The organism is Pseudomonas sp. 22189 (genome assembly GCF_052045635.1).
Taxonomy (GTDB): domain Bacteria; phylum Pseudomonadota; class Gammaproteobacteria; order Pseudomonadales; family Pseudomonadaceae; genus Aquipseudomonas; species Aquipseudomonas parakoreensis.
Genome location: NZ_JBQEPG010000001.1, coordinates 131,140 through 145,770, shown reverse-complemented (window position 1 = coordinate 145,770; position 14,631 = coordinate 131,140). Strand labels below are relative to the sequence as shown.

At 60.7% G+C, this 14,631-nt stretch carries 13 protein-coding genes; 5 read left to right on the top strand and 8 right to left on the bottom strand.

Annotation, left to right across the window (positions count from 1 at the left end; genetic code table 11):
* Positions 1–180: 180 nt before the first annotated feature.
* On the bottom strand, positions 181–1,005 hold the full coding sequence (gene ttcA / locus ACTJKS_RS00730) for a tRNA 2-thiocytidine(32) synthetase TtcA (protein WP_041067551.1): 825 nt from the start codon (positions 1,003–1,005) through the stop codon (positions 181–183).
* Between the two features lie 339 nt (positions 1,006–1,344).
* Between ttcA and ACTJKS_RS00725 the strand changes: the two genes are divergently transcribed.
* Positions 1,345–1,947 (top strand): Yip1 family protein, encoded by a 603-nt coding sequence (locus ACTJKS_RS00725; RefSeq protein ID WP_007917515.1) that lies wholly within the window; start codon positions 1,345–1,347, stop codon positions 1,945–1,947.
* Between the two features lie 148 nt (positions 1,948–2,095).
* Positions 2,096–2,590, top strand: coding sequence for a SprT family zinc-dependent metalloprotease (locus ACTJKS_RS00720; RefSeq protein ID WP_041067555.1), 495 nt, complete (start codon positions 2,096–2,098; stop codon positions 2,588–2,590).
* A 135-nt stretch (positions 2,591–2,725) separates the two neighbouring features.
* Here the strand turns inward: ACTJKS_RS00720 and ACTJKS_RS00715 are convergent, their stop codons facing one another.
* Positions 2,726–3,907: a CaiB/BaiF CoA transferase family protein gene (locus tag ACTJKS_RS00715; RefSeq protein ID WP_108183528.1), complete on the bottom strand. Its 1,182-nt coding sequence runs from the start codon at positions 3,905–3,907 to the stop codon at positions 2,726–2,728.
* A gap of 256 nt (positions 3,908–4,163) precedes the next feature.
* Positions 4,164–5,498, bottom strand: a complete 1,335-nt coding sequence (locus ACTJKS_RS00710) for a dicarboxylate/amino acid:cation symporter (protein WP_027612291.1) — start codon at positions 5,496–5,498, stop codon at positions 4,164–4,166.
* 350 nt (positions 5,499–5,848) lie between these two features.
* Between ACTJKS_RS00710 and ACTJKS_RS00705 the strand changes: the two genes are divergently transcribed.
* On the top strand, positions 5,849–6,847 hold the full coding sequence (locus tag ACTJKS_RS00705) for an AraC family transcriptional regulator (protein WP_108183529.1): 999 nt from the start codon (positions 5,849–5,851) through the stop codon (positions 6,845–6,847).
* 144 nt (positions 6,848–6,991) lie between these two features.
* Here ACTJKS_RS00705 and ACTJKS_RS00700 read toward each other — a convergent pair whose 3' ends face one another.
* The 3 genes from ACTJKS_RS00700 to ACTJKS_RS00690 form a co-directional block, all read right to left on the bottom strand.
* The gene (locus tag ACTJKS_RS00700) at positions 6,992–8,338 is read right to left on the bottom strand and encodes an ATP-binding protein (RefSeq protein WP_086794698.1); all 1,347 of its coding nucleotides are present in this window, start codon (positions 8,336–8,338) and stop codon (positions 6,992–6,994) included.
* Positions 8,335–9,012: a response regulator transcription factor gene (locus ACTJKS_RS00695; RefSeq protein ID WP_027612288.1), complete on the bottom strand. Its 678-nt coding sequence runs from the start codon at positions 9,010–9,012 to the stop codon at positions 8,335–8,337. The genes ACTJKS_RS00700 and ACTJKS_RS00695 overlap by 4 nt, the downstream gene beginning before the upstream one ends.
* Positions 9,013–9,163: 151 nt before the next feature.
* Positions 9,164–9,769, bottom strand: coding sequence for a membrane protein (locus ACTJKS_RS00690; protein WP_027612287.1), 606 nt, complete (start codon positions 9,767–9,769; stop codon positions 9,164–9,166).
* Between the two features lie 141 nt (positions 9,770–9,910).
* Here ACTJKS_RS00690 and ACTJKS_RS00685 point away from each other — a divergent pair, with 141 nt between their 5' ends.
* The gene (locus ACTJKS_RS00685; protein ID WP_108183531.1) at positions 9,911–10,702 is read left to right on the top strand and encodes a dienelactone hydrolase family protein; all 792 of its coding nucleotides are present in this window, start codon (positions 9,911–9,913) and stop codon (positions 10,700–10,702) included.
* A 167-nt stretch (positions 10,703–10,869) separates the two neighbouring features.
* Positions 10,870–11,595 carry a 4'-phosphopantetheinyl transferase family protein gene (locus ACTJKS_RS00680; RefSeq protein ID WP_095668551.1) on the top strand — a complete coding sequence of 242 codons (726 nt, stop codon included), beginning with the start codon at positions 10,870–10,872 and terminating at the stop codon, positions 11,593–11,595.
* A gap of 143 nt (positions 11,596–11,738) precedes the next feature.
* On the opposite strand, the gene ACTJKS_RS00675 is transcribed toward ACTJKS_RS00680, so the two are convergent.
* Together ACTJKS_RS00675 and ACTJKS_RS00670 are read right to left on the bottom strand one after the other, a co-directional pair.
* Positions 11,739–13,349: an ATP-binding protein gene (locus ACTJKS_RS00675; RefSeq protein ID WP_041067572.1), complete on the bottom strand. Its 1,611-nt coding sequence runs from the start codon at positions 13,347–13,349 to the stop codon at positions 11,739–11,741.
* The gene (locus ACTJKS_RS00670; RefSeq protein WP_047295809.1) at positions 13,346–14,068 is read right to left on the bottom strand and encodes a response regulator; all 723 of its coding nucleotides are present in this window, start codon (positions 14,066–14,068) and stop codon (positions 13,346–13,348) included. The genes ACTJKS_RS00675 and ACTJKS_RS00670 overlap by 4 nt, the downstream gene beginning before the upstream one ends.
* Positions 14,069–14,631: the final 563 nt, after the last annotated feature.

Here is a 14,631-nt window from a genome sequence, read left to right as displayed (position 1 = left end):
CCTCTCCTATTGAATGAAACGAAAAACCCCATGTGGGGGCAGGCCCTGTGGTGAGGGGGTTTAGCGAAACGTCGCACCGCCCCGATGAGGAGCAAAGCTCCCCCAGAAAAGCTGGGGCTGCTGCGCAGCCCATCGGGGATAAATCCCCTCACCACAGGGCCGCTCCCACAGGGAAAGGGTTTACAGGTTGACGACGTTAACGAAGCGCGAAGCCGCGGTCTCGTCGATCTTCAGGCTGGTGAAGTCGAACAGGTTGCGGTCGGCCAGTTGCGACGGCACAACGTTCTGCAGACTGCGGAAGATGCTTTCAGTGCGGCCCGGAGTCTTGCGCTCCCAGTCCTGAAGCATTTCCTTGACCACCTGACGCTGCAGGTTTTCCTGCGAACCGCAGAGGTTGCACGGGATGATCGGGAATTCCTTGAAGTCCGAGTAGGCCTGGATGTCTTTCTCGTTGCAGTAGGCCAGCGGACGGATCACCACGTTGCGCCCGTCGTCGGCGCGCAGCTTCGGCGGCATCGCCTTGAGGGTGCCGTTGAAGAACATGTTGAGGAAGAACGTCTCGACGATGTCGTCACGGTGGTGACCGAGGGCCATCTTGGTCGCACCGATTTCATCGGCAAAGGTGTACAGCGTGCCGCGACGCAGGCGCGAGCACAGCGAGCAGGTGGTCTTGCCTTCGGGAATCAATTCCTTGACCACCGAGTAAGTGTCTTTCTCGACGATGTGGTACTCGACGCCCAGCTCTTTCAAGTAGGCCGGCAGCACATGCTCGGGGAAACCCGGCTGCTTCTGGTCCATGTTCACCGCGACGATCTCGAACTTGATCGGTGCAACCTTCTGCAGGTGCAGCAGCACGTCGAGCATGGTGTAGCTGTCCTTGCCCCCGGACAGGCAGACCATGACCTTGTCGCCGTCTTCGATCATGTTGAAATCGGCGACCGCTTCGCCGGCCAGGCGGCGCAGGCGCTTTTGCAGTTTGTTCTGGTTGACCGTAAGAGTGCCCATGACGCGAAATCCGTGAGGTGTGACGAAAGGCGGGCATTTTACGCAAAAACCCACCGGCGGCGCAGCCTCCTGACGGACGCACCCTGTAGGAGCTGCCGNCTTTTGATTTAGAAACAGGATCAAAAGATCGCAGCCTTCGGCAGCTCCTACAGAGATAACTGCGATTAACCCGTCCGTTTAGAGCGCGATTTGCTCTAAGTCCCTAGTCCCTGTGCGGTTAAGTCCTTTCTATACTGCGACATAAGGTCGCACACATCTGAAGACCTGTATTTGCTCGGCCACCTTGGCCCGTAGGCGCTCCGCTGGGGGGCGATGGCAATAACAAGAGGAGTGACTGGCATGATCCATCACGTAGTGGGACTTTTTACCCACCCCGATCAGGAATGGAAGGAAATCCGTGGTGACCAAGAGGAAAGCATCAGCCACATGTACCTGACGCACACTCTGATCCTGGCGGCGATTCCGGCCGTTTCGGCGTTTATCGGCACCACGCAGGTCGGCTGGGTGATCGGCAACCGCGCGCCGGTGATGCTCACCGTCGAAAGCGCAATCTGGATGACGGTGATGTCGTACCTGGCGATGCTCGGCGGGGTCGCGGTGATGGGCGCCTTTGTGCACTGGATGGCCCGCACTTATGACGCCAATCCAAGCCTGGCGCGTTGCGTGGCGTTCGCGACCTACACCGCGACGCCGTTGTTCGTTGGCGGGCTGGCGGCGCTGTATCCGCATATGTGGCTGGGGATGATCGTCGGCACGGCGGCCATCTGCTACACGGTGTACCTGCTGTACGTCGGGCTGCCGACGTTCATGAACATACCGTCAGACGAAGGCTTCCTGTTTTCCAGCTCGGTGCTGGCGGTGGGTCTGGTGGTGCTGGTCGCCATCATGGCGTTCACCGTGATTGTCTGGGGCCTCGGCGTGGGGCCGGTGTATACCAACTGACAGGCTTTATCCCCGAGAAAAACAAGATCTGCCAATACAGGCCGCCGCAAGGCGGCCTTCTCGTTTGGCGAATGACCATTCGGCAGGTCAACGATTCGCAAGTCCTGGAGGTTGCGGCATACTCGACGCCTCTGGAGATCCATCAAGCATGCCCGAGCAACTCAATACCCGCGTCGAAGACTGTTACCAACTCGCTGAAGCCTTTTTCAAACGTCATTTCCAACGCCCGGTCGTCAGCCTCAAGCTGCGCGGGCAAAAAGCCGGTGTCGCGCATCTGCACGAGAACCTGCTGCGCTTCAACCCGCAGCTGTACCGGGAAAACACCGAACACTTCCTCAAGCAGACCGTGGCCCATGAAGTCGCGCACCTGATCGCCCATCAACTGTTCGGCGACCGCATCCAGCCGCACGGCGAGGAGTGGCAACTGATCATGCGCGGGGTTTATGAACTGCCACCGGATCGTTGCCACACCTACGCCGTGAAACGCCGCAGCGTGACCCGCTATATCTACAAATGCCCGTGCGCCGACAGTGATTTTCCGTTTTCGGCGCAGCGTCATAGCCTGGTGCGCCAGGGGCGGCGGTATTTGTGCCGGCGTTGTCGCAACACTTTGGTGTTCAGTGGTGAGATGCGGGTGGAATAGCCGGTTCGTTGCTGCATTGGAGGGCCTCATCGCTGGCAAGCCAGCTCCCACAGGTTTTGTGCCGAACACAGAGCCTGTGAACACCCCAAAGAAACTGTGGGAGCTGGCTTGCCAGCGATGAGGCCAGCACCAACGCTAGAGAATGACCTTGGCCGCACGCAATTGAGCAATCCGCTCAGCATCAAACCCCAACTCCCCCAGCACCTGCTCCGTGTGCTGTCCCAACTTCGCACCAACATGCCGCGGCGCCGGCAGCGCCTCGGAGAATTTCAACGGACAGCCGATCTGCGCCTGTTTCGTACCGTCGCCACGCGGCACCTGAGTCACCAGCTCCCGCGCCTGCAATTGCGGATGCTGCACCGCCTCGCTCAGGCTCAAGACCGGTTCGACACAGGCATCGACTCCGGCGAACAATTCGCACAGCTCGGCAAAGTCGTGCCTCTCGAACTCGACTTTCAGCGCATCCTTCAATAACCGTTGCTGTTCGGGTTTCGGCGACAAGCCCTGCGCCGCCAGCTCCGGCCGGCCCAACGCCGCGCACAGTTGCTGCATGAACCCCGGTTCCAGACTGCCCACCGACAGCCAGCGCCCGTCGCGCGAGCGGTAATAGTCATAGAAGCTGCCGCCATTGAGCATCTGGTCTTCCCAGTGCGGTTCCTCGCCACAGGCCAGATACCCGGCACCGGCCATGGCGTTCAAGCTGAAGGCGCAATCGGTCATGCTCACGTCCAGATGCGTGCCCTGCCCGCTCTGCTGCCGGGCGATGACCGCCGCCAGCAGGCCGATCACCCCATGCAGTGAACCGCCCGCGATATCCGCCACCTGCATGCCCAACGGCAACGGCCCGCTGTCGGTGCGGCCGGTGTAGCTGGAGAGCCCGGCCAGCGCCAGATAATTGATGTCATGCCCGGCGCGATCCTTGTACGGGCCGGTCTGGCCATAGCCGGTGATCGACACGTAAATCAGCTTCGGGTTGATCGCCTTCAACGCCTCGTAGCCCAGACCCAAACGCTCCATCACCCCGGGACGGAACTGTTCCAGAACGATGTCGTATTCGCCCAGCAACTGCCTGATCACCTCCAGCGCCTCCGGCTGCTTGAGATCCAGCGCCAGGCTGCGCTTGTTGCGATTGAGGTAAGCGTGGCTGGCGGACACCCCTTGATCGTGCGGCGGCAACACCCGCAACAGATCCATGCGCGTGGGCGACTCGATGCGCAGCACTTCGGCGCCCATGTCGGCCAGCAACAGCGAGGCGAATGGCCCCGGCAGCAGGGTCGAGAAATCCAGAATCTTCAGTGAGGCCAGCGGTGCGGACATGGGCGAATTCCTTGTGCGATGCACTCAGACTAGGCAGCGATGCCGCGCACGGCAATCACCGGATGCATCAGCGGCAGTGACCGTAATGCTCAAATCGCAGGCAATAAAAAACCCCTGTAGCGAGGGGATTCATCCCCGATGGACTGCGCAGCAGTCCCCTTCTATCTAAGAAGGGGCCGCTTCGCGACCCATCGGGGATAAATCCCCTCACCACAAGGGTTATCAGGCTCCAGTATTACACTGGAGCCAATTCAGATTACTTGACGTTGCTCGGGGTAGCACCTTCAGCCACACCCAGGTCGTCTTCCGGACGGGTGTCAGCAATACCGCGACCACCCGAAGCCAGCTCGGATTGCAGCACGTCGGTGTCCAGCTCTTTCACCCACTTGGCAACCACGATGGTCGCCACGGCGTTGCCGACCAGGTTGGTCAGGGCGCGGGCTTCGGACATGAAGCGGTCGATACCGAGGATCAGCGCCAGACCGGCCACCGGCAGGTGACCTACCGCCGACAGGGTGGCGGCCAGCACGATGAAGCCCGAACCGGTCACACCGGCGGCGCCTTTGGACGACAGCAGCAATACCACCAGCAGGGTGATCTGGTGCGTGATGTCCATGTGCGTGTCGGTGGCCTGAGCAATGAACACGGCGGCCATGGTCAGGTAGATCGCGGTACCGTCGAGGTTGAACGAGTAACCGGTCGGGATCACCAGACCCACGACGGATTTCTTCGCGCCCAGACGCTCCATCTTGATCAGCATGCGTGGCAGTACCGATTCCGAAGACGAGGTACCGAGTACGATCAGCAGCTCTTCACGGATGTAGCGGATCATCTTCAGCACGCTGAAGCCGTGCATGCGGGCGATGGCACCCAGCACGATCAGGATGAACGCCAGGCAGGTGATGTAGAAGCAGGCCATCAGTTGACCCAACTGCACCAGCGAACCGACACCGTAGGCACCGATGGTGAACGCCATCGCACCGAAGGCACCGATTGGCGCGAGCTTCATGATCATGTTGATGATGTTGAACATCACGTGGGCGAAGCGATCGATGAAGTCGAGGATCGGACGGCCGTAGTCACCCAGGCGGTGCAGGGCGAAACCGAAGATCACCGAGAACATCAGCACTTGCAGGATGTCACCGGTGGCGAACGCGCCGACGATGGTGGTCGGGATCACGTTGAGCAGGAAGCCGACAACGCTCTGGTCTGCGCCTTGCTGCACGTAGGTCGCGACTTTCGAGGCGTCCAGGGTGCTGACGTCGATGTGCATGCCGTTGCCCGGCTGCACGATGTTGACCACGATCAGGCCGACCAGCAGGGCGATGGTCGAAACGATTTCGAAGTACAGGAGTGCGTAACCGCCGGTCTTGCCGACCGATTTCATGCTTTGCATGCCAGCAATGCCGCTGACCACGGTGCAGAAAATGATCGGGGCGATGATCATTTTGATCAGCTTGATGAACCCGTCGCCCAGCGGCTTAACCGCCACACCGAACTGCGGGTAGTAGTGACCAAGGGCAATACCGATGATGATCGCGACGATCACCTGGAAATACAGGGATTTGTACAGTGGCTGACGAGTCGTCATTGCAAGTGTCCTCAAGCGTCCCGCGGGCAACATCCATCTGTTGAGCGCAGAACCTGAATTGCGAACCCTCCTGCACTGGAGGGATTTGTTGTGTCGAGCAGCGCTTTTCCAGCGGAAAGACGCACACTTCTGTCGCTCTTATCGCAAACGCCGTGCCACTTTGGTGCGATTCGCTGCAAGCCTTTTGATATCAGGGTATGCAGGGTATTTTTTGTCACTGCCCGGTGACGCGGGTGTGGCGGATTTCCGCCAAGTCAGCGGATCTCGTCCTACAATTTGGCGGAAATCCGCCTTGTTGCCCTGCGCTTGCCCCGGCTACCATCCGGCGCCTGAGGAAGGATCAGCCGCTTATGCGCGAACGTACCATCGCCAGTCATTTCGCCCGCGCCGCCCTCGGTGGCGCACGCCGTTCGGGATTCGACTATGCGCCGCTGCTGCAGCAACTGGGCATCAGCCCCGAGTTGCTCGATGAGCCACGGGCGCGCATCGCCCCGGAGCAATTCACCCAACTGATCCAGAGCCTGTGGCTCGCGCTGGATGACGAATACCTGGGCTTTGGCAACGCGCCAAGCAAACCCGGCAGCTTCGCGATGATGTGCCACGCGCTGATCCACTGCCGCAATCTGGAGAAGGCACTGCAACGCGGTTTATTGTTTTATAGCCTATTCCCCGAGGCCCCGCGCCTGAGCCTGAGCCGCGAAGACGAATGGGTGCGCCTGAGCCTCGATGATGCGCAGTTATGGGACCCGGATCACTTTCTCAGCGAGAGCCTGCTGGTGATCTGGCATCGCCTCGGCAGTTGGCTGATCGGCCAGCGGATTCGTCTGGAGCAGGCCACCTTCAGTTACCCGAAACCGGCGCACGGTGCCGAGTACGACCTGCTGTTCCCCTGCCCTTTGGTGTTTTCCGCCGAGCAGAGCAGCCTGCTGTTTCACAGTCGCTACCTGCACATGCCGCTGTTGCAGGACGAACGCACCTTGAAGCATTTCCTCGAACGCTCCCCCGCCGACCTGCTGTCGCGCCCGGACGACGGCGACAGCCTCAGCAGCCGCCTGCGCCGTTTGCTCAGCCGCGACAGCGCGCAGTGGCCGGACCTGGAAGCCGTGGCTACGCAGTTGCACATCAGCCCGCAAACCCTGCGTCGGCATTTGCGTGAGGAAGGCACCAGTTTTCAGGAATTGAAGGATCAGTTGCGCCGCGACATCGCGATTTATCACCTGGGCCGGACGGATCTGTCGTTGCAGCAGATTGCCGAGCAACTGGGGTTTTCCGAACCGTCGGCGTTTCACCGGGCGTTCAAGAAATGGACGGGGCTGACACCGGGGGCTTATCGGGCGCAGGAGCAGTGATCTGCTCGCCGTCTGTGGCGCCTTGACTGGCCTCATCGCTGGCAAGCCAGCTCCCACAGGTTTTGATGTCGTTCAAGGAATTTGTATACGACTCGGACACTGTGGGAGCTGGCTTGCCAGCGATGGCGCCCGAAAGACCAACACCTAAACCGCAGGAAACTGAATCCTGAATGCCGCCCCGCCCATCGGCGAATCTCCGAGCATCAGCTTGGCGTTGTAGCTTTCGATGATGTCCTTGACCACCGCCAGCCCGATGCCCTGCCCCGGATGCTGACGATCCAGTCGTTCGCCGCGCTCAAGGATTCGCGCGCGCTGATTCGGCGGCACGCCGGGGCCGTCGTCTTCGATGCACAACTCGATGCCGGCGAGGCTCTCGCGCACGCTGATGCGCACTTCGCTCAGGCACAGGCGATAGGCGTTTTCCAGCAGGTTGCCCATCATCTCCAGCAACGCGCCCTGTTCGATCGGTACATAACATTGCTCCGGCAGGTCGAACGCCACTCGAACATGTTTGTCGCGGTAAACCTTGTCCAGCGTGTCGCACAGACTCTTGAGCACCGGTTGCAGCCGCACCTGATGGCGCACCAGACCGCTTTTGCGCAGGCTGGCCCGTTGCAGTTGATAGCTGATCTGCTGGCTCATGCGTTCGATCTGGGTTTGCAGCACCCAGGCCTGATCGCGATCTTCCGGGCGTTGGGCCATGTCTTCACTGACCCCTTGCAACACCGCCAACGGGGTTTTCAGGCTGTGCGCCAGGTCATCGAGAGAGTCGCGGTAACGGCTGCGTTGCTGGCGTTCACTGTGCAGCAAACGGTTGAGCGAGCCGGTCAGGCGCAGCAGTTCGCGCGGGTGCTGTTCGGTGAGGCTTTCGCGGGTGCCGCTTTCGATTTCGTCGAGTTCCTGACTCAGCCGACGCAGCGCCTTGAGGCCCCAGGTCAGGCCGATCCACAACAGCGCCAGCAGCACCAACAAGGCAGCGCCGAAGCCCAGATAGAGGTTCTCGCGCAGGCCTTCAAGGGTGTTTTCATATTCGCGCACCGGTTGCAGCGCAACGATACTGAAAGCCGCGCTCTTGCCGCCGAGCAGTTTGACTTCGACGTCGTAGACGAAGAACTCCTGGCCGTTGCTCTCGCGGATCCGCGCGAATTCGTTACCCATGCCGTCGTAACGCGGCTTGTAGTTGATCTGCTCTTCCTGCGTACCTTTCGAACGCCAGACCAGTTTGCCCTGGCGGTCGTAGATGTAGCCGAGCAAGCGGTTGTCAGTGAGGTTGAAACGTTCATCCGGCAACTGCGTCGGCATCACCAGTTGGCCGCTGTCGATGCGCGCCGCCGAGATCAGCGTGGTGACATCCGAGGCCAGGCGCTGCTCGATCGAGTCCTGCAGTGCCAGGCTGAACGCGCCCTGCATGGCCGGCAGCAAGCCGAGCATGAACAACACCGCCAACGTGGTGGCGGCGAGCATCAAGCGAACGCGAAGAGAACGAATCAAGTGCAGCGCTCATTGAACAGGTAGCCGAGACCACGCACGGTATCGATCGGCTTGAACCCGCCCGGGCCTTCGAGCTTGCGGCGCAAGCGGCCGACCAGCACTTCGATCACGTTCGGATCACGCTCGTCGTCGTCCGGATAGAGCTGTTCCATCAGGCGGTCCTTGGGCACCACTTGCTGGTGGTGGCGCATCAGGTATTCGAGGATGCGGTATTCGTAGGCGGTCAGCGCCAGCGGCTCTTCATCCAGTGACGCCTGCTTGCGATTGAGATCAAGCAACAGCGGCCCGGCAACGATGGTCGACTGGGTGAAACCGCTGGAACGGCGCAGCAAGGCATTAAGGCGCGCGTCGAGTTCTTCGAACTGGAACGGCTTGACCACGTAGTCGTCGGCACCGGCGGCGAGGCCTTCGACCTTGTCCTGCCAATTGCCACGGGCGGTGAGAATCAGGATCGGAAAGGTCTTGCCGCTCGAACGCAACTGGCGAATCAGGTCCAGACCGCCCATGCCGGGCAGACCGAGGTCGATCACCGCCAGATCGAAGTTGAACTGTCCGGTCTGGTACAGCGCCTCTTCGGCATTGGCCACGGACTCGACCACGTGGCCACTCTCCGTCAGGCGGGTTTGCAGGTGATGGCGCAACAGCGCTTCATCTTCGACGACCAACAGTTTCATAACGCTCTCCCGGGCAAATCAAAAACTCCAACAACGCATGTGTGGGAACGGGCTTGCTCGCAAAGGCGATGTATCAGCCAACAGTGTTGTCGACTGATAGACCGCTTTCGCGAGCAAGCTCGCTCCCACAGGGTCTAGAGCGAACCGCGCTTTAGAAAGCGTAGTTCGCCGACAGGTAAGTCTGGGCGCTGCTGGTCAAGTCCAGCGAGCCTTGCTTGCTGCCACCGCTCTCTTTCATTTCGGTGCTGGCATTGCTCATCAGGTAACGGTAACCGAGTTCCACCGAAACGTTCTGCGCCACTTGTTGCAGCACACCGAACTGACCACCAACGGCGTACCCGATGTCGCTGTCACGGCTGTAGCCTGGCGAATCCTGGGTCAGCTTGGTCAAACCGGCCGTAGCACCACCGAACAGTTTGGTGCTGCCGCCCACTGGATAGAACAGATCGTAGCTGCCCAGCAGATTTTCCTGGCGCAGTTTAATGCCATTGTGCGAACCGGACACGTTGTCGTAAGTGGCGTAGTAGCGACCTTGCGAGTTTTGCTGACCGAGGCGCACGCCGTAAGTGTTGTTGCCATCGATTGCGCCGCTGGCGTCCGGGTGGCCAAGGTTGTCGTTCAGCGCGTGGGACTTTTTGACCTTGTCACTGGTCTGGCCGAACGTCAGACCGGCGAAGTTGCTGGTGTCATCGGCATGTGCCGCAAGGCTGGAGCCCAACAAGGTAAAAGCCAGCAGCAGTTTGTTCAGACGATTCATCGCGTTTCCTCTTTCACAGTGCTGTTTGGGTATGGCGCAAGGTTACTGACCTGCCCCTGTACCTGCCCTGAACACTCTCTGAACCTGCGCTGAATCAAATCGACTAGGCTGTTCTGACCACTTTCGATAAGGAGACCGACCATGCGCCTGTTTTTCGCCCTTGCCCTGCTCGCCGCCAGCAGCCTGGCCAACGCTGCGATCAAGACTCAGGAGATTCCTTACCAGAGCGCCGACGGCACCCGACTGATCGGCTACTACGCCTACGACGACGCGATCAAGGGCAAACGCCCGGGCGTGGTGGTGGTGCATGAATGGTGGGGCCTGAACGATTACGCCAAACGCCGCGCCCGCGACCTCGCCGAACTGGGCTACAGCGCCTTGGCAATCGACATGTATGGCGAGGGCAAGAACACCGAGCACCCAAAAGATGCGATGGCGTTCATGCAGGCCGCGACCCAGGATGCCGCCGCCTCCAGCAAACGTTTCGAGGCCGGGCTGAACCTGCTGAAAAAGCAGCCGCAGACCGACGTCAATAAAATCGCCGCCATCGGCTACTGCTTCGGCGGTGGCGTGGTGCTCAATGCGGCGCGTCAGGGCCAGCCGCTGGCGGGCGTGGTGAGTTTCCACGGTGCGCTGGCGACCACCACTCCGGCGACGCCCGGCAGTGTGAAAGCGAAAATTCTGGTCGAGCACGGCGCGCTGGACAGCATGGTCACTGCCGACAACGTCACCGCGTTCAAATCCGAAATGGATAAGGCCGGCGCCGACTACAGATTCGTCAGCCTCGACGGCGCCAAGCACGGTTTCACCAATCCGGATGCCGATCGCTTGAGCCACGGCGATCACGGTGGCCCGGATATCGGCTACAACAAAGCGGCCGATGAAAAATCCTGGGCGGACATGAAGGCGTTCTTCCAGAAAATCTTTGGCTGACCCACTTCGCCCCCTGTAGGAGCTGCCGAAGGCTGCGATCTTTTGATCTTGCTTCTTAAGATCAAGAACAAAAGATCGCAGCCTTCGGCAGCTCCTACAGGGTCAGCGACGCCTGATACAGGTTTTGGCTCTACCCAGCATCCGCGCCAACCGGCAAAATGCCCGCCATGAATTCCAGCCCGCCCCTCCCCGCCTGCTGCACCCCGCTCGACGCCCATTGGCCGTTGCCCAACGTGTTGCCCGACACCGTCCTGCTCAGTACCCGTTTCGACCCGAAGCAACTGCTCGGCGATGACTTCCAGCGCAGCGCCATCGAGCCGCCGCCGAGCATTCAGCGCTCGGTGGCCAAACGGCAGGCCGAGTTTCTCGCCGGGCGGATTTGTGCCCGGGCTGCGCTGCAGCAACTGGAAGGCTCAAACGTGATTCCGGCGATTGGCGAAGACCGTGCGCCGGTGTGGCCGGCGCACATCTGCGGCTCGATCACCCACAGCACCGGACACGCGGCGGCGATTGTCGCCAACAAGCGACACTGGCGCGGCTTGGGCATGGATCTGGAAAACCTGCTCGAGACCGAGCGTGCCGAACGCCTGGCCGGGGAGATCCTCACGCCAGCGGAATTGCAGCGCATGGCCGCCGGCTCGCGAGAGCAACTGGGGTTGTGGGTGACCCTGACGTTTTCGGTGAAAGAGAGCCTGTTCAAGGCGCTGTACCCGATTGTGCAGAAGCGCTTTTATTTCGAGCACGCCGAGGTGCTGGAGTGGACGGAGCAGGGTCAGGTTCGCTTGCGCTTGCTGACCGATCTTTCAGGTGAATGGCGTCATGGCACCGAGCTGGACGCGCAGTTTGGTGTGCAGGATGGGCAGTTGTTGAGTCTGGTCAGCATCCCTGCCTGAAGATTTTTCAGCGCCGCTGAGGGCCCCATCGCTGGCAAGCCAGCTCCCACAGGTTTCAGGGGTGTATCCAAAACGTGTGCTGCCCCCGGACAGTGTGGGAGCTGGCTTGCCAGCGATTGCGGCCGGCAAAACCAGCACAAAACTCAGCGGCGTTCCTGATTCCTCGGCCAGCTCAGACTGAAACAGGCCCCACCCAGACTCTTGCTCTTGTTGATCAGCGCCCGCCCGTCATGCCAGTGAATGATCCGCCGCACAATCGACAGACCCAGCCCATGCCCGCCCGACGCCCGTGTGCGGCTGTCATCCAGACGCAGGAACGGCGTGAAGATGCGCTCCCACGCCGACTCCGGCACACCCGGCCCATCATCCTCGACGTCCACCCGGCAGCGCAGTTGCCCAACCTGATAACTCACCGTGACGTTCGAGTGCGCATGGCGCATCGCGTTGCTCACCAGGTTCTGCAACGCGCGGTGCAAAAAGCGCGGCTCGGCCTCGACCCAGGCGCCGTCATTATCGGCAGCGGACAGGCATAATCCGCGCTGCACCGTGACCTCGGCACGCAACGGCGCGAGTTCTTCAATCACTTGATTGACCAGCGCATCGAGGTCGATGCGTTGAAAGGTCAGCGCGGGCGACCCCTGCTCCAGCCGCGCGTAGGTGAGCATTTCGTCCACCAGCTTATCGAGATCCTCGATGTCGTGATCCATGCCCTCGCGGTACTTTTCCAGCGCCTGCGGGGTGGTGGCCGAGCCGATCATCTCCAACCCGAATCGCAGACGCGCCACGGGTGTACGCAACTCATGGGACACCGCGCGCACCAGTTCGCGCTGGATCGCCAGCAACTGCTGCAAGTGCTCGGCCATGCCGTTGAACGCTGCCGCCAGCCGCCCCACCGAGTCAGCGCCACGGGCCGGCACGCGGGTTTCCAGACTGCCCTTGGCGATGCGCGTGGCTGCGGCTTCGAGACCGCGCAGACGTCGTTCGAGCTGGCGCACCAACAGATAAACGATCAGGCCGATCAGGCTCAGGCCGAGGGCCGCAATCAGCACCAGCCATTGCGGCGGATACGGATTCATCTGATACAGCGGACCGATTTCCAGCACCCACGGCGTGCCGACCATGCCGGCAAACACCCGGATCGAATCCCCGCCCTTGCCCAGCGCCATCACCGTATCGCCCTCGGACACACGGCGGCTCTGGTCTTCGTCCATGTCGGCCTCGTTGACCGTGACCAGGCGCAAATCAAAACCGAAACCTTTCTCCTCCTTTAACTGCGCCAGCCGCTTGGGCTGTTCGCCAACCGGCACCCGCACCAGTTCATCGGCCAGCAGGTAAATAGTCGCGCGGGCCAGTTGTTCGCTGATCTGCTGGACGTCGCCGGTCAGCAGCAACTGTTCCTTGTCGCTGACCAGTCGATAGACCCGCGCCGCATGCGGGCCGGTCTGCTCTACCAAGGCCTGACCGCGCTGCACCCGGGCGCGCTGAGAGAGGTCCAGATCGGTCTCGGAAAACGTCTTCAGCGCCAGCGGAATCCCCAGCAGACGCTCCCAGACCAACAATGCCCGGTGGCGCTCGGTTGCGTTCATCGGTTGCAGGTTGTCGGCCATCAGCGAGAACGTGCCGTGGGCCAGGCGCTCGCGGTATTGCTCGCTGCGCACCTGATTGAGCAGGTGCAATGCCAGCACCCCAAGCACCGCCACCAGAATCAGCGCCGCGCACATGCCGCCATAGATGCGCAGGAAGATCGAGTTCACAGCGCCAGATCCACACAGGCTTCCGGAACGAACAGATAGCCTTTGCTGCGGATGGTCTTGATCAGGCGCGGATGATCGGGGTCATCACCGATTTTCGGGCGGATGCGCGAGATGCGCACATCGATCGAGCGGTCCTGACCGTCATAGCCGATGCCACGCAGCGCAGTGAAAATTTCTTCGCGAGAGAGGATTCGCCCGGCATTCGACACCAGCAGCCAGAGCAGGTCGAATTCGGCGCTGGTCAGTTCGATGCCGCTGTCACTGAGCCAGGCTTCGCGCAAGGCGTTGTCCACCACCAGCGGGCCGAATTGCAGGCGGCGGCTTTTTTCCGTGACCGGCTCGGCGCTGTCACTGCGCCGCAGCAAAGCCTGAATCCGTGCCAGCAACAGCCGTGGGCGCACCGGTTTGCACACGTAATCGTCGGCACCGAGGTCGAGGCCCTGGATCTGGTCGGCATCGTCGGTGCGCGCGGTGAGCATCAGGATCGGCCCGTCGTAACGGTCGCGGACCTTGCGGCAAATGCTCAAGCCGTCTTCACCGGGCAGCATCAGGTCGAGGATCACCAGGTCCGGCTGCTCCTTGATGATCCGCGCCGCCGCCAGCGCACCGTTGCCTTCGATCTCCACGCGCAATCCATTGGCTTGCAGGTATTCGCGGGTGAGTTCGGCCAGTCGCTGGTCGTCCTCGACTATCAATACCTGCCAGGCTTCTTGCTCCACCGGTGACCTCTGCTTGCTGTTTTTATTAATAAGGCAGAAACACACTGCCCCCTGTAGGAGCTGCCGCAGGCTGCGATCTNAAGATCGCAGCCTGCGGCAGCTCCTACACAGGCGTGCGGTTGCCCGCAGATTCCGATGCTCCCGTCTTTTTGTCATCTTTTGGGAGCATAAGAATGGGTAAACGCCGCCCGATTGTATAAACAGCGTACAGCCAGAACACAAGTCGGCAAATGCGTTCGGACAAGGCGGTTTTTTGTGATAGGGTTCGCGCCCTTAAAAATCCGCTGAAGCGTTTTTCCCGAGAGAAAAACAGTGACAAACGGTCTGGCTCAGCAGGTTCGCGGCCTACACGGGAATTCCTGGTTTCTTACACAATTTACGCACAGGTTTATCCACAGCTAGTACGTTGCAAGCCCTCTCAAAACGCATTATCTTGTAGCACGGCGCGAGGAGAGACCCTACATATAGGGTTTTCCGCTCAGACGACCAACCACATTTCGGACCTGAAACTCAAGCGCTTTATTGCCAGTTTCCGGTTGAACCAAGCAAGTTTTTCAAAGCCC